This is a genomic window from Allorhizocola rhizosphaerae (assembly GCF_003426775.1).
GTDB classification, from domain to species: Bacteria; Actinomycetota; Actinomycetes; order Mycobacteriales; family Micromonosporaceae; genus Allorhizocola; species Allorhizocola rhizosphaerae.
Map to the genome: position 1 here is coordinate 1 of NZ_QJUG01000129.1, position 24,040 is coordinate 24,040.

At 69.3% G+C, this 24,040-nt stretch carries 15 protein-coding genes; 6 read left to right on the top strand and 9 right to left on the bottom strand.

Annotated elements, in window-relative coordinates:
* Window positions 1-234: 234 nt before the first annotated feature.
* Window positions 235-786, bottom strand: a complete 552-nt coding sequence (locus tag DM816_RS25505; protein WP_117212935.1) for a hypothetical protein — start codon at window positions 784-786, stop codon at window positions 235-237.
* Window positions 787-1,379: 593 nt separating this feature from the next.
* Between DM816_RS25505 and DM816_RS25515 the strand changes: the two genes are divergently transcribed.
* Window positions 1,380-2,147: an AfsR/SARP family transcriptional regulator gene (locus DM816_RS25515; RefSeq protein ID WP_117212936.1), complete on the top strand. Its 768-nt coding sequence runs from the start codon at window positions 1,380-1,382 to the stop codon at window positions 2,145-2,147.
* A 45-nt stretch (window positions 2,148-2,192) separates the two neighbouring features.
* Here DM816_RS25515 and DM816_RS25520 read toward each other — a convergent pair whose 3' ends face one another.
* The 7 genes from DM816_RS25520 to DM816_RS25550 form a co-directional block, all read right to left on the bottom strand.
* Complete coding sequence (locus DM816_RS25520) at window positions 2,193-2,564, bottom strand: hypothetical protein (protein WP_117212937.1); 372 nt, start codon at window positions 2,562-2,564, stop codon at window positions 2,193-2,195.
* A 128-nt stretch (window positions 2,565-2,692) separates the two neighbouring features.
* On the bottom strand, window positions 2,693-7,057 hold the full coding sequence (locus tag DM816_RS25525) for a type VII secretion EssC family protein (RefSeq protein WP_162907827.1): 4,365 nt from the start codon (window positions 7,055-7,057) through the stop codon (window positions 2,693-2,695).
* Window positions 7,054-8,988, bottom strand: coding sequence for a serine/threonine-protein kinase (locus DM816_RS25530; protein ID WP_117212939.1), 1,935 nt, complete (start codon window positions 8,986-8,988; stop codon window positions 7,054-7,056). Before DM816_RS25530 ends, DM816_RS25525 begins: the two co-directional genes overlap by 4 nt.
* Window positions 8,985-9,845 carry an AfsR/SARP family transcriptional regulator gene (locus tag DM816_RS25535; protein ID WP_211588849.1) on the bottom strand — a complete coding sequence of 287 codons (861 nt, stop codon included), beginning with the start codon at window positions 9,843-9,845 and terminating at the stop codon, window positions 8,985-8,987. Before DM816_RS25535 ends, DM816_RS25530 begins: the two co-directional genes overlap by 4 nt.
* A gap of 48 nt (window positions 9,846-9,893) precedes the next feature.
* A complete protein-coding gene (locus DM816_RS25540; protein ID WP_211588850.1) occupies window positions 9,894-12,995 on the bottom strand; it encodes an AfsR/SARP family transcriptional regulator in 3,102 nt (1,033 codons plus the stop codon).
* Between the two features lie 505 nt (window positions 12,996-13,500).
* A complete protein-coding gene (locus tag DM816_RS25545; protein ID WP_342768757.1) occupies window positions 13,501-15,618 on the bottom strand; it encodes a transglycosylase domain-containing protein in 2,118 nt (705 codons plus the stop codon).
* A gap of 557 nt (window positions 15,619-16,175) precedes the next feature.
* Entirely contained in the window at window positions 16,176-16,553 is a 378-nt protein-coding gene (locus DM816_RS25550; protein WP_162907829.1) for an AfsR/SARP family transcriptional regulator, read from the bottom strand.
* Window positions 16,554-17,071: 518 nt separating this feature from the next.
* On the opposite strand from DM816_RS25550, the gene DM816_RS25555 reads away from it, so the two are divergent.
* Entirely contained in the window at window positions 17,072-18,373 is a 1,302-nt protein-coding gene (locus tag DM816_RS25555; protein WP_162907830.1) for a cytochrome P450, read from the top strand.
* A 13-nt stretch (window positions 18,374-18,386) separates the two neighbouring features.
* Here DM816_RS25555 and DM816_RS25560 read toward each other — a convergent pair whose 3' ends face one another.
* Window positions 18,387-18,866 carry a hypothetical protein gene (locus tag DM816_RS25560; RefSeq protein ID WP_117212944.1) on the bottom strand — a complete coding sequence of 160 codons (480 nt, stop codon included), beginning with the start codon at window positions 18,864-18,866 and terminating at the stop codon, window positions 18,387-18,389.
* Window positions 18,867-19,039: 173 nt separating this feature from the next.
* Between DM816_RS25560 and DM816_RS25565 the strand changes: the two genes are divergently transcribed.
* The 4 genes from DM816_RS25565 to DM816_RS25580 form a co-directional block, all read left to right on the top strand.
* Window positions 19,040-20,383 (top strand): response regulator transcription factor, encoded by a 1,344-nt coding sequence (locus DM816_RS25565; RefSeq protein WP_162907831.1) that lies wholly within the window; start codon window positions 19,040-19,042, stop codon window positions 20,381-20,383.
* A gap of 359 nt (window positions 20,384-20,742) precedes the next feature.
* Window positions 20,743-20,982, top strand: a complete 240-nt coding sequence (locus tag DM816_RS45910; RefSeq protein WP_117212946.1) for an aromatic-ring hydroxylase C-terminal domain-containing protein — start codon at window positions 20,743-20,745, stop codon at window positions 20,980-20,982.
* Window positions 20,979-21,842, top strand: a complete 864-nt coding sequence (locus DM816_RS25575) for a hypothetical protein (RefSeq protein ID WP_117212947.1) — start codon at window positions 20,979-20,981, stop codon at window positions 21,840-21,842. Before DM816_RS45910 ends, DM816_RS25575 begins: the two co-directional genes overlap by 4 nt.
* 54 nt (window positions 21,843-21,896) lie before the next feature.
* A partial coding sequence (locus DM816_RS25580; RefSeq protein WP_117212948.1) for an ATP-binding protein occupies window positions 21,897-24,040 on the top strand: 2,144 nt, incomplete at its 3' end.

Genomic DNA, 24,040 nt, shown 5'->3' on the forward strand with positions numbered 1-24,040 from the left:
ATCGGGTGCTCGAAGGCCAAGCGCTCGCCGCCCGCGCCGTGGCAGAGTGCCGGATCGGCGACGTCGCCGCCGCCCGGCACAGCGCGCGGCTGGCCGCGCGATCGCACGCCGCCACGGGCCACCAGCCGGGCACGGATCGCGCCGAAAAGCTCCTCGCCCTGCTGTCGTAGCGCCGACGACTGTGGTCCGTTCAGGTGCGGTGAACATTTCAGCGATCGGTGCCGTCTCGGTTCATCAGACGATGGTGAACAGGGCCAAGACGCCGGAGTTGCTTTCCATACCGTCTGTCGTGGTGCATTGCGCTGACTGCTCGGCGGTGGTGCTCAAGACGAATTCCATCTGCAACGTCTGCCCTTGGAAGTCGTTGCTGGTGACCGTGCCGGTCAGGACCAGCACCGCGTAGCCGCCTGGCCGCAGGCCGACCGCTCCGGTCCAGGTAAAGTGGGTGGTGGGGATGCCGGACGGGTTCCAGTTGACCCGGCCGGTGCCCGAGGCGTTGCCAGCCACGCAGGACAGTTGACCGTTGCCGCTGAACGATATCTCGCCATTGGCCCGCGCCGGGCTATCGCCAGAAACGTCGACGCAGGCGCCGATGGTTCCTTCAGCGTGCACGGCAACGTTGCGCAGGGTCAGGGTCAGGCCGGGGCTGTAGGTGGCGACCTCATGGCCGTTGGGGCACGTGACCGTGCCATCTGCCTGGGCGGGCGCGGCCTGGACGGCGACCGCCATCGCCGCCGTGGCCAGTACTGTGCCGGTCCAGCTCAGCACGCGCCGCGTTGTCAACATAGTGACCTCCTTAAAGCCAGGTGAGTGCCATAAGCACTCTTACAGTTCCAACGGTGAATGTCTTTGGAGGTTGCGTGCCGGGTTCTTGTAGGTGAGTCACCGCGCTGCCGGCTCAGCGGTCTTCGTGGACACCGAAAGGCCGTGAGCAGCATCGACTGAGAAGGTCTCCTCGCTAAATGGATCTGACGCTGGTCCCGGCGCATCGGCGTGGCAATGGCGCAATGTACGACGGACTCAATCAGGGCAGATCGAGATCGGCCGGTTACGCAAGATGCTGGCGGGTTTGCCGTTGCCCCGCAGCAATGTCCATTGGCGGCGGCGCATTGATTTCCTCTGTCGCAGGCCCTTCTCTTGGTACTGCCGGTTCAATTCACATACTGCTCGCTTTGCTGCTGACGTCGGCATCACTCGCATTGTCGGCGGCACTCTTCGCTGCCCTGGTTGATCGGCAGCCTCCTGCGGAAGAAGCCGCTTGAGAACCGGCCGTGTTCCCGCACCCGACCCGCGATCTATCGGCATGGGCGTATACCAATTGAATAAACGCTCATATAGGAGGATCGGCAATCCTGGTGGGGCCAGGAGGAGGCGGTGGCATGCAGTTCCGCATACTTGGCCCGCTACGGGTGGGTGTCGACGGCGATGACCTGGTCATCGGGTCGATGAAGCAGCGGGCGGCACTCGCCACGCTGCTGGCCCACTGCAACACCGTCGTTTCCCCGCAGCGGCTCGTCGACGCGATGTGGGGTGCCGACCCGGTACCCAGTGCATTGAAATCTCTTCATGTCTATATCCACCGGCTGCGCAGGGCGATGGGAGCTGTCGCGGGCGAGCGCATCCAGTTTTGCCAGCCTGGATACCAGATCGGCGTGCGGCCCGGAGAGCTGGACGCACACCGATTCGTCTCACTGACCGAGCAGGGGCGGCGAGCCATGGCCGCCGGTGAAAACATGCGCTGCTTGACGGCGCTGGACAAGGCGCTCGCGCTTTGGCGGGGCACCCCGTTTGCCGACATGTCAGAGGTGAGCCCGCTTCAACCGGCGGCGGTCCGACTGGCCGAACACCGGCTGGCAGCCTTGGAACTGCGGGTCGATGTGCGCCTGGCGCTCGGCCGGCACAGCGAAGTGATCGCCGAATTGTTCGACCTGGCCTGCGCCCATCCGCTTCGGGAGCGGTTCACGGCGCAGCTGATGGTGGCGCTCTACCGGGGCGGGCGCCGCGCCGACGCGCTCGCTGCCTACCGGCGTACGGCGCGAATCCTGGTCGAAGAGTTGGGTCTGGTGCCAGGGCCGGAGCTGCGCCGGCTGCAGCAGGCGATCCTGCGTGACGACAGCGTCCCGGTCACGCTTTTGCAGGGCCGATAGCGGCGTGGGGCCGGCGTTTCCAGCCCCACGCCTGACATGCTCCGGTCAGGCCGAGATCCATACGGTGCAGTACTCGTCCGGACCGACCGGCCGGAAGCAAATCTTGAACGAGATGACGGTCTTTCCGGGTGGCGTCGTCTCCGAGCCGCAGCCCGCCCCGGTGCCGTTCGGGTCGCCGACGTAGTCTTCGCGGCCGTCATTCATGACGTACCTGGTCCGTGTCCCGTAGCCATCGTTGTTCTTGTCGCAGTTTTCGATCCGGGTGTGGCCCTGGGAGATCGCGCCGGTCGCGCGGATACCGAAGTAGTCAAGGCTGCGGTTGAGATCGTGTGCCGCCACCGGTAGCGACGACGCGGCGAGAACGGCGACGGTCGTCCCGACGGTCAAGGTTGCAGCGGTCATGATGTGTCTGAACATCGAGGTTCCTTCCGGCTTGCCAACAGATGCAGCCCAAAAGTTAGGACCTCGCGCGTGCGATCCGGTTGCACTTCCCTTGCACCATGACCTGAAGCGGACCTCAGCCGGGCCGGTTGAGTACTCGTTACTCAAGCCGGCCCGCTGGTGATCTGCGCGACCTGCACGTAGTCGATGTCGCCGCGGCGCATGACGTAGGCTCGCCCCGGCGGGAAGCGCCGACTGGCCTTCAGCGGGAGGCGCTGGCCGAACAGCTCGCCGTCCAGGTCGATCTCCGGCCGCAACAGCATGCCATGCTTGCTCTTGCGCAGATCGGTGATCCAGCCGCCGAACGCCCGGTGTGCGACGTGGGTCTGCACCGCCGCGAGCAGGATCATGCGCGCGTCGCGGCCGCGACGCACCAGGTTGGCCAGCGAGCCGAGGTCGGCCAGCTCATCGCCGTCGTCGATGACCACGAGCCACGGCCGGTCGCCGGTGCGCTCGCGCAGCAGCGCATTGAGTTGCTGCGCAAGGGCATCACACGCGTCGACCGTCAGCGCAGCCTCGGTCCAGTGTGGAGAGTCGACGAGGACGCTGCGCCGAGGGGCAAGCAGATACGCCTCGATGTCGGGGATCTGGCCGCGGATTCCGGCGCAAAGCGTGGCCAACGCCGTGCTGCGGCCAGACCGGTCCGGGCCGAAGACCGCGAACACCGGCGTGTCTCCGAGGTCCACAAACGACGCCGCCTGGTCGATGCCGGACAGTCCAAGTGCGACGGTGAGCGGGCCGGCCGGAGACGCGTCGAGCTCCGCGAGCGAGACCTGCGCGGGCAGCACGGTCACCGGTGTCGGCAGTGGGCCGTCTCTCCCACACGCAATCGCGAGCGAAGCGACGGCAGCCGCTTGAGCCGCACCTGACGCATCCGAGCCGAGCACGGCGATCTGCACCTCGTCGCCGTCGATGAAGCCGCGCCCGGGTGGGATTTCGGCCTGGGCGATCGCCATCGGCAACCCGAGCGAGGCGTATTCGTCGGCGTCCGCCATGCGCAGCACGAGCCGGGTCGAGATTGCACCGGACAAAGTGGACGGTATGGCATTACGCCGGTCGGCGGTGACGGCGAACAGCACGCCCGCCGCCCGGCCGTCGGCCACCTGACGGGCCAGCGTGTCGACCAGCTCACCCCGATCGACGTTGATGTAGGTCTGGTGGAAGGCCCCGTAACCGTCAAGCAACACGACCATATACGGCAGCCGGGCTTTGCGCCGGTACTCCCTGATCGAAGAGAACCCGCCGGCGCCAAGGAGCTGCTTGCGTTCGGCGATGACGCGACCGAGCATCGTGAACAGGCGGTCGACCCGTTCCGGCTCGTCGGCGCCGGCCACGCCACCGCAGTGCGGCAGCGCCTCCAGCGACCGGAGCCCGCCGCTGGCGAAGTCGAGCCCGTAGAGGTGCACGTCAGCGGGGTCGAGGCGATTCGCAAGACCGGCGGCGAGCGTGCGCAGTGCCTGGGTCTTGCCCGCTCCGGCGGTGCCATAAACGAGCAGGTGCCCGCGCTCCGTCACGTCCAGCAGCCACGGCTGTTGCGTCTGGCGCGCCGGAAGGTCGGCCAGCCCCAACGGCACGGCAAACGGGTCGTCGCCCCCAGCGAGGCTGTCCAATGCATAGCACCCGCCCAGCGAGTCAAGCCACGGCCGCGGTTGCTCGGGAACGCCGCGCGCAACATGTGCATCCCGAATCGCGGACACCAACCGCTGCAGATCGGTCGGCCGATCGTCGTGCCCGTCGTCGCCTGAGGACGTACCGCCGCCGCTATGCGAGCGCAGCCCCGATCCGGCCGGCGCGAGCCTGGCGGAAGCCGCAATCCGTTGCGGTCCTTGGGAGCTGCGCGCATTCGCATACGCGCTCTGCACCAGGCTGATCTCACCGTGTCCTACCCGGACATGGCCGCGCCCCGGCAGGCTCTTGGGAATCCGCGCCGCGTCCGGCCGGTCGAGCACATCGTTGCTGTCGCCCTCATCCGCAACCCGCAACGCGATGCGCAGATTGGTGTTGGCGCGAATGTTGTCGTCGATGACCCCTGCCGGGCGTTGCGTCGCGAGCATCAGGTGCACCCCCAGCGACCGCCCGCGCTGCGCGATGTCGATGACTCCCGCCACGAACTCCGGCAGCTCCTTCTTCAGGAACGCGAACTCGTCGATGACGATGAACAGGTTGGCCGGCGCGTGTGCGGGATGCCGCCGCTCCAGCTCGATGAGGTCCTTGACGGCGTGCTCGCGCAGGATCTCCTCGCGGCGGCGCAGTTCCGCGTTGAGCGAGACGAGCGCGCGCTTGGCCAAATGCGCATCGAGGTCGGTGAAAAAGCCGACGGTGTGCGGAAGCCCGACGCAGTCCTTGAAGGCCGCCCCGCCCTTGTAGTCCACGAGCACGAACGTCAGCCGGCTTGCCGGATAGGTGGCGGCCAGCGCTCCGATCATGCTCTGCAACAGTTCCGACTTGCCTGCTCCCGTGGTGCCCGCGGTGAGCCCGTGCGGTCCGTCGCGGCGCAGGTCTATCGTGATTGGACCGCTCGGCCCCACGCCTATCGGCGCTCCCAGCCCGTTGCTCCCCAAGGCTTCCCACCGCCGAGCGACACCCGCCGCATCGGGTGAAGGCAGCTCCAGCAGGTCGAGCAGGAGTGCACGCCGCGGCACCTCGCCGCCGGCGGTCTGCGCCGAGCTGTCCCGCATCGGCGCCAGCTGCCGCGCGACGTCGGTCGCCAGTGGCAGCGACACTCCATCCACGACAATGCCGGGGACCGTGTCGCCATTGGACGTCAGCGTGACCGTCGTTTCCTTGCCGCCGCCCGTTTTCACCACCGCACGGCACTCCCCCGGCAACGTCTCGGGTGTGGCCGCCCCGGTGACCGCCATGATGCCGAGGCTGGGGCCGTCCGCCAGCACCCGCGACAGCGCGGAGCGTGGCACTGGAAGGTCTCCGGGAATCAACACCAATATGTTCGGGTACCAGAAACCGTCGTGCCCTGTGCCACGTTCGAGTGCGATGCGCCGTTGCTGCATCAGGTCATCGACGATCTGCAACACCGCTCGCGCGTCTTCGCCGTCGTAGGCGACCGTGCGCGCGCCGGGCACCCCGGCCAGAAGCGTTTCGGTGTGCGGCAGCCAGCGGGTCCAGGCCCAGGCATCGCCCGAACCCGGCGGGGCCAGCACGACGATGGCCAGCTCGCGCGGGCTGGCGAGCACCGCGTGCTGCATGACGAGCCAGCGCAGCAGGGCGTCCCGCTCCGGGCCGGTGCCCGCGACACCAAGCACGCCGATGGCACGCAGGTCCACGTCCACCGGCACATCCGGATCGGTCGCGTAGGCCTTCATCACCGCTTCCACCCGTTCGGCCTCGGTGGTGGCGAGCTCTTTCGGGTCGCCGTCGAGGCGCAGATGACTGGGCAGATCGGACGTTCCGATCCGGACGGTGGCGAAGTCGCGGTCGGTGGATCGGCGCTCCCACAGCTCGGGTCGGTGGCCGGTGACCCGTTCGGCCAGCTGCGCCGGGTTGGGCGCGGCGGCTCGGCGCGCGGCGAGCAGCTCGGCGTGGGCGGCGGCGATCCGCTCGCTGAGACTGTCCATTTCGGAGGCGAACTTCTGACGCGCCAGCTTGTGGTCGCGGCGGCCGGAGCGCTTGTCCTCCCAGACCGAGCCGGCCAGCATGACCGGTCCCATCAACGCGAACAGCAGCATGATCGGCCCGAGCAGCACGGCCATCACGCCGCCGAGCACGACCGGCAACAGTGACGCCATGAGCGGGATCCGGCGAGGCGGCGGCACGGGCGGCGGTGCGGGAAGCTTGAAAGCCGTTGCGGGCGTGGGCCTTTGAATGCGCGGTGGCCGCGCGAAAGCCAACCGGCCGTCCGCATAGGACACTGCGGTGCCGCTGCCGCCCGACGTGCGCGCCTTTTCGACCGTGAGCAGGGTGTTGCCGAGCGCGATCACCTGTCCCGGGCGGACGTCGACGGTGCCGGAAATCTTCACGCCGTCGACGAAAGTGCCGTTGCTTGAGCCGAGGTCCGTCAGGCTCACCTGTCGCGAACCCGCGCCGATGTGCAGGTGGCGCCGGCTCACCTGGCTGTCGTCGAGGGTGAGCTGGCAGCCGGGATCACGGCCGGCGTAGAGCGCGCTTCCCGCCGCCAACGGCAGCCGCCGCCCGGCTTGCGGCCCGCCGACGATCAGCACCTCGAACGCCGGTTTTGCGCCGGTGGGCCCCGGTGCCAGCCACGGTGGGGCGACCGGCCCGGTCAGCAGCAGCCGGTCGCCGAGCCGCAATCCGGCGTCGCCGATCGGCCGGTCGGGCAGCAGCTCGGCCCGGGTCCGCTCGACGAATACCCGTTGACCGCGCGCTGCGGCGGGTACCACATGATGAATCGCCACGATCACCTCATGGCCGGTCGATTCCGGGTCGGCCGTGAGCATCAGGTCGTATTCGGCGGCCGTCGTGTCGACGGCCGTCAGCAGCAGGTCCATCGTCATGGCCACCTGATGTTGACCTGGCGTGAGCCGCCGGCCTTGCCGCCTTTGTAGGCGACGCCCCTGATGAAGTACTCCTGACCGTTGCTGCAGTTGACCTGAACGTGAACAGTCTCGCTTGGCCCGTTGGGAATGCCGGTGAACTGCTGCGTGCCGTTGAGGAACAGCCTCACCTCATCGGCGTTGTCGGTGGTCCACTCGACCTCAAGCTGGCCGGAGGAGCCCGTGCAGACGTACTTGTGCACCGAGAAGGTCACCAGCCGGGCGCCGTCGGGCCACTTGCCGTTGTAGTCCTTGCGCGTGCCGGCGCTCGACTGCTTCTGTGGCACCGCCCGCACGAGGAACGATTGCCCCGGCACACACGGCATCTCGAAGGTCTCCTCGCCCGAGTCGCCGTGGAAGCCGCCGAGCGAGCTGTGCGCGTCGGGCCCTAACAGCTGCACGTTGTCGGCGCGGGCCAGGCGCCACTTGACCGTCACCTCTCCCAGCCAGCCGTTGTGAGACCGGTTCTGGCACTGCACATGCGACACGTTGAGCGACGCGACCGCCGGTCCGGTCGGCTCGACGGACGGGCCGGGGCTTCGCGTGGGTGAGGGGGTCGTGGTGGGCGATGGGACGGGACCGGCCGTGTCGGTGCCGCCCGATTGCTTGGGTTCTTCGGACACGTCTGGAACGGCGGCCCCCGAACCGCCGCGATCGTCGCCCAGATATTGCACTGCGGCGTAGGTGCCGCCGCTGACCAGCAGCACGGCGCACACGACCGCTGCGGCGAGCACGGGCCACCGCCCCCGTTCAGGCCGCTCCACTTTGGACGCCGGCGGCGCAGTAGGCGCCCCCACACGGTCGCCCATCATCGTGGCCTCGCCGACCGGTGGCGAGGCGGCAGACGTCATGCCGGGGCGGGGCGGCAGGACTGTCGCGTCACCTGCGGGTGGTGGCGTGCTACCGCCATCGGGCTTCGGCGGCAGGAACGTCATGCCGTCGGCCCCGCCCACGAACACGCCTCGCGTCGGCTGAGGCGGAAGGATCGTGGCGTCGGCGTGCGGGGCGGCCGTGGCGCCCGCCGCAGCCGACGCCGCGGTCGGCGCGATCAGCGGAAGCTCGTCGACCGGCTGGCCCAGCTCGCGCTGGATCTGTTGCAGTGCCGTGCCAAGCTCGGCCGCCGTTGCGAATCGCGACGCGGGATCCTTTGCCATCGCCCGGCGCAACAACGCCGGCAACGATTCCGGCAGATCGTCGCGTGGCGGCGGGGCTTCCTGGTTCAGCACCCGATCGACAAAAACCGCAAGGCCCGCGGAGCCGGAGAGTGCAAAGGGCGGATGGCCGGCGAGCAGCTGATAGAGCGTCGACCCGAGGTTGTAGACGTCGGAGCGGACGCTCGCGGGCTCGCCGCGCAGCACCTCGGGCGGGGCGTGGTTGGGCGTGTAGGCCTGCGTGTTGCGGGTCAGCGACCGCTGGTCGACGACCGTGGAGATGCCGAAGTCGGCCAGGGCCGGCTCGCCGTAGGCGGTCAGGAGGATGTTCTCCGGCTTGACGTCGCGATGTGTGATCTCGTTGCGGTGCGCGGTCTCCAGCGCACCCGCGATTTTCACGCCGATGCGCAGCACGTCCGCGATGGGCAGCGGCCCCTCCCGCGCGACGCGATCGGCCAGCGAGCCGCCCGGACACAGCGCCATCGTGAGAAACGGCCTGCCGTCGGCGAGGAACCCGGAGTCCAGGATGGTGACGATGTGCGGGTGGCCGGTCAGCCGCCCGGTCGCCGCCCGCTCGCGTTGCACGCGCCGGCGCACCGTCTCGTCATTGATGCCGATGTCGAGCACCTTGACGGCGACCTGGCGGTCATACTCCACCTGGCGCGCCTCGTAGACGGCCGAGAAACCGCCCCGGCCCAGCAGCCGGAACCCGTCATAGCCGGGGATGGAAAGCTCACTCACCGGTGCACGACTCCTTGCGTGGTCAGAATTTGCTCAAGGCGGAGGATGTCCTGGCGCAGCTTCGCGATCAGGGCGAGAGTCGCTCCGTCTTCCGGGTGATGTCTAATTTGGACGGTATCGAGCATCGGATCGTGCGCCAGGATGGCCGCCTGCATCCGGCGCAGTTCCGGCCCCGGCTCGACGCCCAGTTCGCGGGCCAGGGTCGTGCGGGCGCGCTGGTAGGCGGCCAGCGCTTCCGCTTGTCGGCAGGCTAGATACAACGCGTGGCACAGCAGGGCCCAGCGCCGTTCGCGCAGTGGGGCCGCGCCGACCGCCGCCTCAAGCTCGCCGATGACCTCGCCCGCGTGGCCGCTGTGCAGCAGGGCCTCCAGCCGGTCCTCGACCAGTGTCTGGTGTTGCTCGATCCACCGGGCCGCCTCGGAGCGGGAACGGTCCGTGCGGCACAGCTCCGGGTCGCCGCGCCACAACGCGAGCGCCTCGTCGAAACACGACACCGCCGCCGCGGGATCACCCGCACACGCGTGTTCCCGGCCCAGCTCGGCGGCGCGGCAGAACCGGGCCACGTCGGTGGAACCGGCGCGCAGCGCCCAGCCCTCTCCCATGGTCACCACGACGCCGTCGCCGAGCACGCGCCGCAGCGTGGAGACGTGTGTCTGCAACGCTTTGCGGGCGGTGCGCGGCGGATCGTCTCCCCAGAGCAGCGCGGTCAGCGCGCTCGCGGGGACCATCCGCCCTTGGTGCAGGGCGAGGATCGTCAGCAGGGCGCGCGGCTTGGTGCCGTCGACGACCGTGGGCCATCCCGCGAGCGTCACGTGTAACGGCCCGAGTACGTCGATGTGCAGTGCTTTGCCGATCACGTGAGCAGCATCGCCGGTCCAGGTTCAGGTCAGGTTCAGGTGACCGACTCAGCCGGGGTACGCCGACGGTTCCAGGTTGAGCTGGCGCATGACGTCGAGGTAGGCGTGATAGCGCCGCCGGGCCTCCGCGCGCCACCCGGCCCGCTCCATGACCTGCACCAACGCCAGGTGCGCCGGTTCGTGGTACGGGTCGAGTTCGAGCAGCCGGAGCCAGAGCCGGGCCGCCTGCTCGAAGTGTCCGCTTTCCGACTCGGCGTCGGCCACCTTGGACGCCGCCTGCATGTAGGCAAGTCTGACTTGGTCGCGCATGGGCGCCGCCCAGTCGGCGTAGGGATCCTCGGCGCAGAACTCACCGGTGTATGCCGCCTCCACCGCGCGCCACCGGTCGACCGTGCCGCTGCGGTGCGCCTCGGCCGCGAGCGCGAGGAAACCGTCCACATCGGAGCGCACGGTGGCCGGGTTGAGGCGCAGCCCACCGTCCTCGGAGATCAGATAGTGCGCGGCCGGGAACGCGCGCTCGGGGTCGAGCACCGCCCGCAGGGTCGACACCATCACGTTGAGCCGCTTCAACGCCGTCGCGGTCGCCTCGGTGCCCTCCGAGTCGGGCCACAGCAGCTCGGCCGCCTGCTCGCGCGGCAGCAGCCGGCCCTGCCGGGTGAGCAGGATCTTCAACAGGTCGCGGGCCTTGCGCGACTGCCAGTCGCTGCGGGACACGGCCACTGCGTTGCGCACCAAGCGAAATGGGCCCAGCGCCTGGACGGTGACGACGCCGTGCGTTTCCGCGGAGCCGCGCAAGGCTGCGATGTCGGCGTCGAGCGAGCGGCAGCCGATGTCGCGCATGCGCTTGGCAACGTCTTCGGCGACGTTGGCGGCGGTTGCGGCATCGCCGAGTCTTGCGCGCACCAACTCGGCTCGCGCCAGCCCGATCGGGTCGCGCAGTTCGGCCCACAGCCGCACGGCCTCGTCGGCGGCGTCCACATCGGACTCCAGCCGGGCGCGCAGCTCGGCGACCGCCGCCGCACCGACCCGATCGCGGCGCTGCTCGACCTCGACGGCGGTCTCGGCCAGCAGGGACCGGGCCTCGTCCAAGTGGCCGGCGGCGAGGGCGACCCGCGTGGCGGCCAGCCGCGTCTTCACCGCAGCGGTGCCGCTGCGGTAGCTCATCTGCTCGACGACCGTCTGCGCCTCCTGCGGATCGTCGACGGCGAGCAGCTCGGCCAAGCCCGCCAGCGCGGTCGCCCGGCTCTGCACCTCACCGACGGCCTCGGCCGCCGTGATGGCCCGCCGGTAGCTCGCCTGGGCGGCGGCCCGGTCGCCGCGCAGCGCTTGAATCTGCGCGAGGCGGTTGAGGCCGTAGCCGATCAGGCGGGACCCGAGCAGTTCCCAGCTCGCTACCGCTGCGCCCGCGTCAACCGCCGCTTCTTCGAGGCGGCCCAACCGGATCAGCACCTCGGCGCGATTGCTCTTGATGAGCGCGGCTATGGGCGCGAGGTCACGCGTCGAGGCGTGTCGCTCGCCGGCGTCGAACTCGGCGAGCGCCTGCTCGTAGGCGCCCTCCTTGAGGAAATGCACCCCCCGGTTGGATCGCAGCCGCATCTGCTGGGCCACGTCGCCCGACCGCTCGGCGTGCTCGATCGCCCGGGTGTAGTGGGCGTCGTTGGCACGGCGATCGCCGTCGAAGGCGGCCAGCATGGCCAGTGCGGTGTGGGCCATCGACAGCGCGCGTGAGTCGCCGGTGGCCTCGGCCTGCTCCAGCGCCTGATCGGCCAGCTCGGCGCAGCCTTCGCGGTCGCCACGCGCCCAGCGGACGGACGCGGCCGTCGCGGCGCAGATCGCGGCCGCGGCCGGTGGGCTGCCATGCTCCATGCCGCGCAAGCACATGTCGTGTGCCGAGTCGAGATCTCCGCGCAGGTAGTCGATCTGGGCCAGCCGCCAGGCCATGTCGGCGTCGAAGGCCGTGCCTTGCGAGGCTTGCTGCAGCAACTCGCGGGCGCGGGTCCAGTCGCCGCGCTGGTGTTGGGCGAAGCCCGCGAGCACCATCCTCTCGGGACTCTCCCGCAGTTGCCCGGGCAGCCGGTCCAGGGCCAGGAGCAGATCCTCGGGGTGGGCGACGAGCACGGAGCCGTGCTCGCGGACGAGCCGATCCATCAGGTCCAGATGGTCGGCGTCGATCGCGGTGCGCAGCGAGCGGGCCGGTTCGCCACCGGCCAGATACCACTGCGCGGCCGTCTCGGCGATGGCATAGGCGGCGAGCCTGCCGACGGGAAAATCCTGAGCCAATACCCGACGGGTCAACGGCGTCAGGCGGTACCCGGAAAAAGTGGTTTCCAAAAACAGGCCTCGCGAGTGCAATCGCGACAGTGTGCCCGGCTGCGCGCCGAACGCGGCCGCCAAATCGTCGGTGAGCACCGGCAGGATCACCGCGGCCCGCAGCAGTTGCCGGGTCGGTGGCGGCAGCGCGGCAACGGCCTCGCGCACCAGTTCCTGTGGTGAGGCGAGCGAGTCGGCCAGTTCGGCGCAGCGCATGCCCCACAAGGACGGTTCGGTGCGGGAGAGCACGTCGATGGCGGCGCGCAGTGCCACCGGCCATCCGCTGCACGCGGCGTGCAGTTGCGGCGCAAGCGATGCGGCCGCCTCACCGAGCGCGACCCGCAGCCACGTCTCGGTCTCGTCGGGGGTCAGCGCCAGATCGGTGGCGTCGAAGGTAAGCAGGTCGGTCAGGCGGGCGGTCGAAAACGGCAGCGTCTCGCGCCCGGCGAGCACCACATGCAGCCGGCGCGGAGCCGTGCGCACCAGCGATTCGATGAAACGCACCGAGGCCGGCGCGTCCGCGATCGCCTCGACATCGTCGAGCGCGAGGACCACGTCGCGGCGCAGCCGTTGGGTGAGCAAGTCCGTGATCATGCCGGCGATGTGCCCGGCAAGCTTCGGGTCATCGCGTTCGCCGTTGGGCCCGATCGCCGCGGCCGCGAGCGCCTTCGCCTGGTCGGGCACGGTCGCCTCGGCGACGGCCGCCACCAGGCGCGGCAGGTCCCGATCCGGGCTGCCCAGCCTATGCAGCCGCCCACCCGCCGCCGCGACCCACGCCGCCAGCAACGTCGACTTGCCATACCCCGCCGCGGCCACCAGCATCGTCAACCGTCGGGTCAACGCGCCGTTAAGCTTCAAGTCAAGCTCACGACGTGGATAAACCCCTTCCGGCCGCATGGCGCTCCCCTGGGTCGCGGTGGTTACGTGATCAGAATGCGGCAGGCACCGGCCCCGGCCAAGCCGAGCGCAGAAATCGCCCGAGTCGGATATGCGATGGATGCCGCGGGCCCAGTGCGCCCCGGGCCCCGCGCCGTGCCCGCGGTGAACGTGAACACCTCCGCCGGCCCGGCACACCGAGCCACCCGGCGCACGATGTTGGTGCGCTCCTTGGCATCCCATCTCGCTGATCACAGCCAATACTTTGCGGGGCAACGTCCGATCCCCACAGATTGGCAACCGCTCATAAACCGCGCATTGACCTCAAGGTTTCCGTGGACGGATTGGCCGGACCGCTCGCGATGTTATCGCCGCGCGTTTCGACACCTGGAACGTCCCGATTCCGATCGAGGTCCTTTGGCCCGAGCTGCGCGACCGCGACCCGGCGGCCTTGCCCGAGCATGGATTCTCACGGATAGGTGAACTCGGCGACGGGTTGTCCTGCGAGCCCGTCGCGGAGCAGGCCGGCGACCGACTGGGCGGGGTTTTGGGCGTTGCCGGCGCCGACGGCGTTGAACGGGTTGTCCGGGTCGGCGATGAAGCCCGCGGCGGCGAGCTGCGGCGTGTAGCCCACGAACCAGGCCGTCCTGGTGTCGTCGGTCGTGCCGGTCTTGCCCGCGACCGGGCGGCCCACGGCCCCGGCCATCCATTGCGCCGTCGACCAGGTACCGCATTCACCGCCCACAGCACGGTAGCCGGTCACGCAGCGGGCGGCGTCGGTGGCGGCTCGGGCAACCTGGACGGGGATCGCTTGGTGGCACCGGGGTTTGCCGACCTCCACGATCGGTGCGCCGTCGGCACGGTCGACCGAGACGACCGGGCTGGGCTCGCAGTAGACGCCGTCAGCGGCGACCGTGGCGATGGCGTTGGCCATCTCCAGCGGCGTGGTGTCGGCGGTGCCCAGGGTGAACGAGCCCCATTGCGCGGCCCGCCGCGGGCTGGAGGCCAGCGCCTTGTCGGTCTCGGAGCGCCACTGTAGCCCGAGGCGTTCGGCCATCTTCACCGCGTTTTGCGCGCCGACCGCCTGTTGCAGCTGCACCCAGTAGGTGTTGACCGACATGCCGAACCCGGACCACATGTTGTGCATGCCGGTCATCGCGTCGCTGGCGTTGACCGGGCACCACTTGTCGCCGCACGTGCTTGGCTCCCCCGGTTTGCCGGGATAGCTGGACACAAACTGCTTAGGGGCGTCGAAGCTTGTCTCCAAAGGCATTCCGGCTTCGAGCGCCGCGAGCATGGTGAAGAGTTTGAAGGTCGATCCGGCCTGATATCCGGGCATGTCGCCGCCGCCGAGCAGGGCATTGACCGTGTTGGGGTAGTTGCCGGGCATGGCCGAGGCCTTGGCCGGGTCGGTGTGGCGGCCGTTGGCGCTCTGGTTGACCGAGAAGACGCGGTTGATGGCCATGGCTTTGACATATCCGGTACCGGGTTCGACCGCGACAAGCCCGTGGGCGAACGGGCTTTTGGCGCTCTGCTGGGCGAAGACCTCGTCGATCGCGATCTCCTGCAGCGCGGGGTCGATGGTCGTGACGATCCTGTGCCCACCCCGGCGCAGCTGATCCAGGCGTTCCTGCGGAGTGGCGCCGAACTGGGGCTGGCGTATCCACCAGTTTTTCAGATAGTCGCAGAAGAAGCCCCAGTTGTTGATGGCCTGCGCCACCGCTGTGCAGTCGTTCGGCGGGTTGTAGACCTTGAGCACCAACGGTTCGGACTTCGCCTTCGCCGCCTGTGCCGGGCTGATGTAGTGCAGTTGGGTCATCTGGTCGAGCACCCAGTTGCGCCGCTGCGTGGCCGCCGCGGCATCGTTGCTGGCCGGGTCGAAGTCGGTCGGCGCCTTGACGAGCCCGGCCAGCATGGCCATCTCGGCCAGGGTCAGATCCTTGGGCTGCTTGGAGAAGTAGATCTGGGCCGCGGCGAACACACCGAAGGCCCGGTGGCCGAAGTAGGCGAGGTTGAGGTACCGCTCCAGAATGTCGTCTTTGGACAGTCGTTTCTCCAGCTCGATCGAGATGCGTGCCTCGCGGACCTTGCGGGGGGCGGTCTGCTCGGTCGCCGCGACAACCTCGCTGGGTGTCCTGGCCCCGTCACGCAGCGCCATGCGCACATACTGCATCGTCAGCGTGGAGGCACCCTGCGCGACGCCACCGGCGTGCTGGTTGGCGACGAAGGCGCGGGCAACGCCCTGCACGTCGACGCCGTGGTGGTCGTAGAACCGGTTGTCCTCGGCGGCGACGACCGCTTGCGGCAGCTCAGACGGCATCTCGGCCAGCTTCAGATAGCGCCGGTGTTCCTCGTAGAACATGGTCAGCAGGGTTTGCCCGTCGGCCGCGTACACGTAGCTTGTCTGTCCAACCTCTGGTTCGGACAGTTTGATCGGCATGTCGATGAACGCTTCGGAACTGTCCCTGACGGTGACCCCGGTGACCAGGACAACGGGCAGAATGGCCAGTGCCACCGCCACTCCCCCGATCAATCCGGTCGCTCCCATCCGCAACAGCCTGGGCAGGTACGGCAATAATCCTCCCACCCGTTCGACGCTACAAAGGCCGCCGCCATCGCGCAGGCGTTTCGGAGAATTGCCACACACCATCATCTATATTGGACAAGTTATCCAGGTCGGTTCTCACAACGGGCTGGCGACGCTGCCGGCCGGGCTGAGGTCGCGGAGCCGGGTGAGAAAGCCAAGGATTCCGGCAGTACCGCTGGCCCACGACACGCCGCTGGGTTGACCCCAACTGCGAACCGGTGGGATGGGGGGCGCGTCGGCGCGCAACACCAGCAGTTGTGTGGCGGCCGACTCGGCCGCGGCAAGGAACCGCTCATCGTGCTCGCCCGCGCGGTCGCCTTGGGTACCAACAGTCCGAGCATCAGATCACTGATCCTGCCGAACATCCGATCCATTTCTCTCACCTCCCCGCAGACGGATCTGGCCCGACGGTACGGAGCTCGCCGATAACGCGATACACGAACATGTATGCACGACCTACCGCCATCGCGGCTACGGTCCGGTACCTAAAAGGAAAGGAGAGGTACGGTGTCGGGTCTCGTCGCGGTCGCCGTCCTGCTTGTCGGGCATTGGCCACACTAAATCTGCTGCTCACCTTCGGCGTCATCCGCCGGCTGCGCGAGCACACCGAGCTCATCTCCCAGGCTGCCGGCGGCGGATCGGCGAGGCCGACGCTGCTCGACGCGGAGCAGAGAGCCCAGCGGCCGGGCCACCAACCGGTCCCGCTGCGCAGGCGGCAACACCACCCGGAACCGCGCGGCGTATGACCGCAGGTTCGCGGCCGCGGACCTGGGCGGGGACTCGACCCACAGCTCCTCGGTAATCTCGGACAGCGGCACCACCGTGTTGGCCCGTGCCAGCAGGAGAGCCGTAAGCGTCCGCTGCTTGCGCGCCCCGAGCGGCACCAACCGCCCGTCCACCCGAATCGCAACCCCACCCAAAACCCAAAACCCCACCCCTCCCCCTTCCGGTGGATCATGAACTCGTCCATGTTCGACGGCGTGTCGCGGCATTGACTTCACGGTCAATCCGGCGGCGACCGGGCGCTGTCACATCGGTTGGGGCGGCGCACGTTCGCAACATGTCATTGATTAGCTTCTCTGCCAACGGTTTCAGCTCACGCTAAAACCCACGGTCGATCTCGCCGCCCGCGTCCGCCACGGTCGGCACCAGATAGCTGGCCCGCTGCAGGAGCAGCCCCCTCGCCAGGCCTGTCACACGACAGGACGGCGCAAGCCACACATCGACAGTCTTGCGCACCGGTCGATACATCTGATATCACGAATATTTACTGAACCGACGTTAGGGGGTGTGCATGGCACGGATAGTGAGGCACGTCGCGGCTCGCCTCATGGGCAGGAGACGGGTCAGCGGGCGTTACCCGTACTGGTTCTACAACTACGACTACTAGAGCGGTCGCAAACCATGCCACAGGATCCCATCCGCGGATCCTGTGGTTCCCAAGGAGGGCCTGATGGCTGACGCTGCGGAGGGCAGGCGGCCGCCTGGTCCCCGAGGACACTGGTTGATGGGCAACACCGCCGAATACGACGCCGACAGGATCGGGTTTCTGCTTCGCAGCCATTCCGAGTACGGTGACGTGTTCGCATTCGACGAGCGGACCGTGTTCGTGATCGACCCGGCGCTGGCACACGACGCGCTCACCCGCACCAACCGCAGCTTCATCACCGAGTTGGCGCCGTTCGAAGGCCGGCCCGATCTGGACAAAATCGCCGACCAGGACGGCGCGTGGATGGCCGCACGCCGCACGGTGTGGCCGGGGCTCAACCATTGCGCCGCGGCCGCCGCGGACCAGCGCACGATGGAGATCTTCGACCGGATCGCGGGAGGCACGGCCGGGCGCGAGATCGACGTGCTCACCATGATGCTCACGTTCACCGCGCATGCCGTCGCCGACTACTGCTTCGGTCCTGATGCGACAGACATCCCGGGGCTGCTGGCCGACAGCATCGACGCCACCGAGCCGTTCGCGCGGGCGTCGTACCAGTTTCCCGCGTGGCTCCCGCTTCGCCGGCATCGCCGGTTCTTCCGAGCCCACCGGCACACACTCGACACGCTGATCGCGATCGTGCGGCGGCGGCGCGCTTGGCCAACCCCCGCCCCGCCCGGCGACCTGCTCGCGTTTTTGCTCGACGCCGATCCGGCGATGCCCGATGGCACCGTGATGTCGACACTTCGCGGGATCCTGATGGGCGGGCACGGGGTACCGGCTGCGGCACTTGCCTCGCTCGTCCGCGAACTCGCCTCGCATCCGCGACTTGTCGCCGACCTGCGCGACGAGGCCGGTGGCCCGTCGAGTCTGGGCGACGCGCCACCGAGGGCACGGCTCCCGCTTGCCGAGGCTGTCGTCAAGGAGGTGCTGCGGCTGTATCCACCGGCGTGGCTGATGACGCGCACGGCGAGGACCGCGACCACACTCGGAAACTGGTCGCTGCGCCCGGGAGACGAGGTGTTGCTGAACTCGTACCTGATCCACCGCGATCCGAGGTGGTGGCAGCGGCCGGACCAGTTCGACCCGGGCCGATGGCTCGACGGGCCCGCGCCGGGCAACGCCTACCTCCCGTTCGGCGCAGGCCCACGGGTCTGCCTGGGCTCGGCGCTGGCCATGCGTCAGCTCACCCTGGTCACCTCGCGGCTCGCCCAAGCGTTCACCATCGACTCCCCGAACGCGGCCTCCGCCCCACCCCGCTTCCTCGGCCGCCTAGCCCCCACCGCCCTCCGCACCCACCTCATCCCTCTTTCCCGTCGATCATGAACCCGGCCACGGCCTAGAAGTGTGGCGGGGTCAGGTCGTAGGTCAGCTCATACTCCGCGTCGCCGTTGTCGAACCGCAGCGTCCGGTTGGTGCCGGTGAGGCCGCCGCCGCACGACAGCTGCTGCACCGGTGGCACGTCCACATTGGACGCCGGCCAGGGCTCGTCGAGCAGGACGTTGACGCTGAAGCTGCGCGCGATGATGGTGGCCCTCGCCGCCGGATAGTTGAACGCCGCGGCCGTGTGCACCGTTCCCGTGAAGAACCGGATGGACGACCCGCCACCGGGATAGTTGTTCCCCTTCAGCTGGAAGATCACATAGTCGGAGTCGCCGTCATCCCAAAGGTCGATGGCTTTGAGCGACTTGAACGTGAAGTCGCAGTGCTCCACCGTCGGCTGCGGATCGCCGGTGTGGGCCGACGCGGGCGCGGCCAACGCCGCCACGGCGCAGACGCCGGAGACCGCCACACCCACGATGCGTTGTGCTAGCGACATTTTCTCTCCTTTCCGAGAGACAGGGTTTGGATGCCATCGACGCTAGGCAGCGGCGTGGGTGGCCACATCGGGCACGGCTCCTCAGATCCCCGCCCGCGATTCCCTAGTCGCTCATGTCCGATTCCTTACTATGCGTGGTTCCAGCCACCGGGCAGCCGATGACAATGAGCGGCGTGAGTGCTCTGTCGATGGCGAGACGGGCCCGGGTCGCGATGCTGTGGTCACGGCATTTCGAGGCCCGCGCGCTGGGCTGCTCGGCCGTGTCCCAAGCGCTTGCGGAGGGCTCCGGGCTCGCCGAGGCGCTGGGCCGCATCGCGCTGGGGATCACGGCGGTGAAGGCGGGCGAGGTCGAACCCGGGCTGGCCGACCTGCGGCGGGCTCGCGCGCTCTGCGCCGGCCTGACCGACCCCGACCCCGTCCTGGTTTCCTACATCAACCTGGGCTGCGGGCTGCGCCTGGCCGGACGGTTGGACGAGGCGGTCGCCGTCAACCTGGAGGGATACGAGCTGGCCTGCGCCACGGACGACGTGGACCGCCGTGGCGGGCTGCTGCTTGCCAACGCGGCCGAGGCCGAGTTCGCGCTCGGCCACTGGGACCGCGCGCAAACGCTTGCGCAGCAGGCGATCCAGCGTTCGGCCGACGAACTGGCGTGGCTGGCAGGGTACCGAATAATCGGAAAGATCGCGGCAATGCGGGCTCACGATGTGGTGGGCCTGTTGCCGCACGCGCCTACAGGGATCGCCGCGGCGATCCCTGTGCGCCCGGCCGAGGCCCGTTGCCGGCACCTCGCCGACGCGGAGCGTGCGCTGTGGGCGGGCCGGGCAGACGTTGCACGGCAACGGCTTCGCGACGTATGGAGCTCCATTGTGGACACCGGCGAGGCGACGCTCTCGGGGCAGCTGCTGGCGTTGCGCCTGCGCGCCGAGACCGAGCCGCAGATCGTGGCCGAGCTGCTCCAGCACACCGCCCGGTTGGCGCCACTGCCGGAACAGCAGGCATTCGCGCGCCAGTGCCAGGCAGAGGCGACCGGCCACCGGGACGCCTGGCAGGCGTCCGTGTGCGGCTGGGACCGGCTCGGGCGCCCCTATGAGGCGGCGTACTGCCGTTGGCGGTGGGCCGAAGCGCTCCTGCTGTCGCGGGCCGATCCGGCGCTGGCTCGCACCGTGCTCGTCGAGGCCGCGGAAACCGCGACTGGCTTGGGCGCCATCGCGCTGCACCAACAGATCCAGGCGTTGGCCCGGTTGCATCGTGTACCGATGACGGCCCTCGCGGCGTCGCCGAGCCCGTCCGCGGAGGCGCAGTTCGGGCTGACCCCACGCGAACGCGAGGTGCTCGCCTGCATCACGGCCGGCTGGTCCAACCGCCAGATCGGCCAACAGCTTTACATCAGCCCCAAGACGGTCAGCGTTCACATCAGCAGCATCCTGCGCAAGCTCGACGTGGCCAACAGGTGCGAGGCGGCCGGCATCGCGCGCAGAATCGGCCTGCTCGCCCAGCCACCGCTGTCGCGCGGCTGACACGTGGCCGACGTCAAGATGCCCGGCCCGGTGCGCTCGCCCGGGCTCGACCCGCTGGCGGGCATGCTTTTCGCGAGCACCGAGCGCGGCGTGTTCACCATCGACACCCAGTCACTGAAGACCTTCGCGTCATGCAGAAGGACACTCCGATGTGGACAATAAGTGTTGGTACCGGGCTCGGCCGCGAGTTCTACGTCGGCAACCGCACGGGAGACCTGCTCCGGCTGGCGTACTCCAGCGGCACGCCGGTCTCGGGCTGACCTCGGGCGGGGGTGGTGGCCGGGCTGTCACCACCCCCGCTAACGGTGTTTCCGGCGGATCTTGGTAGGTGTCGGCTCGCCGGCGCCGACACCTACGGGATGGGCCCGGACGGCGCCGTGCTGATCCGCCCGGACGGATTCATTACGTGGCTGGCCGATGGGGCGACCCCGGACGCAGAGCACGCGTTGAACGAGGCGCTGGCGCGGTCGCTTTCCCGTTACGGCGGCCGTACGCGTTACGCTGATCACACGTATCGTGTCGGGTCTATGCCTGGCAAGTGTCGGGAAAGCGTCGGGTGGCGCGCGCATCGCGTGGTCGAATTCCAGTCACACACGTGAACCTGGAGGACTTGATGTCGCTCTACCGCACCGCGGTTTCGACGGTTATCGCCGGCGCAACCGCTGTCGGCCTCGCGCTGGCGCCGGCCACCCCGGCGTCGGCGTTCGACCTTCCCTACCACTGGCACGCCTATGGCCACGCGCGCACCGTCATGTCGCAACTGGCCCCGCTGGGCTGGCCGGGGCAGGCGACCCACAACTTCTATCCGGGCAAGAACGGCCACCCCGACATCGACAGCACGCTGGTGTGGGGCACGGCCGGACAGCCGACAACCTATGCCGCCAAGGCACAGTGCGCGCCCTTGATCACGCTGGCACTCAAGCACGCCTACGGCAGCACCTGGGCCACGGACGACTTCTTCGAAACCAACTTCGGCAGCGAGAGTCCCACCTCGGCCGAGTACTACACCGGCGTCAGCACCGGAACCGTTCCCCACTTCGCCAAGCGCACCAAGCTGACCGAGCTGGAGATGGGAGACCTCATCTTCATCAAGTACCTGTCGAGCAACAGCGCCAACGGCGATCCCACCGGCCACACGGCGTTCTTCATCAGCCGCACCCCGGTTGACAAGGACGGCGACCCCAACACGCTGGAGTGGGCGGTCAAGGTGCTCGACAGCACCAGCAACCCGCACGGCGTGGCGAGCGTGAACCAGGGCTCGCCCTACCTCAACCACCCCGACACCCGGGCCGTCGGCACCACCGAATACGACGGGCTGGGCGAGGGCACGATGGTGTTGCGCACCGACGCTCAGGGCAACGTCCTGGGTCACTGGTGGGGCATCAACGAGAACACGGTGAACTGGTGGTACCCGGTCAGCAGCCGCCCCATGGTGTTCGCTCACCTCACCGCCGGCTGACACGACGCAGTCCTCCCCCGGTATGCTCTTGAGGCACGCCATGGGGAGGACTGCGTGTTTTCCGCGCTATTACGACGTCACCGGCTCGCACGCCGGCTCACCCAGGAGGCGCTCGCCGAACGGGCCGGTGTCAGCTCACGGTCGATCGGCGAGATCGAGCGTGGTCGTGGCCGCAGCCCGCGCCCGCAGACGGTGGAGCGGCTCGCCGCCGCGCTGGAGCTGACGGGCGACGAGCGGGCCGAGTTCGTCGCCGCCGGTCGCGCGCTGATCTGGGAGGCCCGTCGCGATGAGCGGGAGCCCGACCCGATCGGCGCGTGCCAACTGCCGGCCGACCTTCCCGACTTCGTCGGGCGCGATGAGGAACTGTCCACCTTGGAGCGTGTGCTCACCGACGGGCCGCGGCTGGCTGTGGTGTCCGGGCCACCGGGCGTCGGCAAGACCGCACTCGCCGTGCACGCGGGTCACCGGATCGCCGAACGGTTCCCGGATGGCCAACTCTGTGTGGCGCTTCGTGCCGGAGCCGAGGTGTCCGCCGACCCGGGCGAGGTGCTCGGGGACATGCTGCGGGCGCTTGGCGTGGAGGGTTCGGCCCTGCCGTCCGGATTGGACGCTCGCGCTGCGTTGTTTCGGACCCGGCTGTCCGCCCGCCGGATCCTGCTGGTGCTCGACGACGCGGCCGGTCACCGCCAGGTGGAGGCACTGCTTCCGGCGGGCAGGGCGGCCGTGCTGGTGACCAGCCGGCTGCCGCTGACCGGGCTGCCCGGAGCGGTCAACATCGACCTCGGCCCGCTGGACACGTCGGCGGCGATCGAACTGCTGTGCCGGGTGGTCGGCCGACCCCGGGTGAAGGCCCAGCACACCGCGTCGGCCGAGGTGGTCGCCGCCTGCGGCGGGTTGCCGCTCGCGGTGCGGATCGCGGCGGCCAAGCTCGCCGCACGTCCAAACTGGACAGTGTCGGAATTCGCCGAACGCCTCGCCAACGAGCGCCGGAGGCTGGACGAGCTGTCCTATGGGGACCTGGCGGTGCGGCCGGGCTTGCAACTTGCCTACCGTGGGTTGAGTCCGTCGGCGGCGCGGGCGTTTGGGTTGCTCGGCGGGCTGGGCGTGCCGTCGTTCGCCGCGTGGCCGGTGGCGCTCCTGCTGGACACCGACCCGGCCACGGGCCGCGCCGCATTGGAGGAACTGCTCGACGCCCGCCTCGTCGAAGGGTGCGGGCGTGACCAAGCCGGGCAGGCACGCTACCGCTTGCACGACGTGACGCGGCTGTTCGCGCGGGAGTGCCGGGACGCCGCGATCGGCCACGCCGAGTGGGAGGCGGCGCTCGCCAGGGTGGCGGGCGGTTGGTTGGCCCTCGGCCGGCTCGCACGCGACCACCTGACCGCCGATTCGTACCACCTGGATGACAAGACAATCGCGGCGGCCATGGCGGATTGGTCGGCCATAGCCACGGCGACTGGCCGGCCGGTGGGCTGGTTCGAGGCCGAGCGCGAGTCGTTGGGGGTGCTGGTGTCGGCGTGTGCCGAGGCCGGCCTGGCCGGGCTGGCCCGCAGCCTGGCCGGGTGCAGCACCGACTTCTTCGCCCTGCGCGCCTACTACATGGATTGGCGTCGCGTCACCGAGCCCGCGCTTGAGGCGTGCCGACGGACCGGTGACCGGCGCGGTGAGGCGGCGATGCGGCACGGGCTCGGCAGCTGTCTGATCGAGATCGGGACCCGCGACGAGTCCCTGTCTTCCCTTCGCGCGGCTCGGGACCTGGCGGAGGAGGTCGCCGACCCGGCGCGGACCGCGCTCGTCCGCCGGGAAATCGGGTTCGTGCTGAGCCTGACCGGCCAACTCGACGAAGCGGAAGCGGAGCTGCGCACCGCCGTCAGAGAGCTGGACGCGGTCGGGCTGCACGCCACCCGGGCGATCGCGCTGACGTCTCTGGCCTTCGTCTCGCGCGAACGAGGCCAAAGCACAGAGGCCGTCAAGTTCAGCCGTGCCGCGCTGGCGGTCGCCCGATCGTGCGGGAGCGTCTTCGCCGAGGCGTTCGCCTCGCGCAGTCTCGCCGGTTCGCTGATGGCGATGGGCCGGCCGCGGGAGGCCGAGCGGGCGGCGCGCAAGGCGGCCACGCTGTTCGAGCGGATCGGTGACCCGATCGGCGCCGGGCAGAGCCGGCGGGCGCTGGGCGAGGCGATCGCGCGCGACCCGGCCCGGTG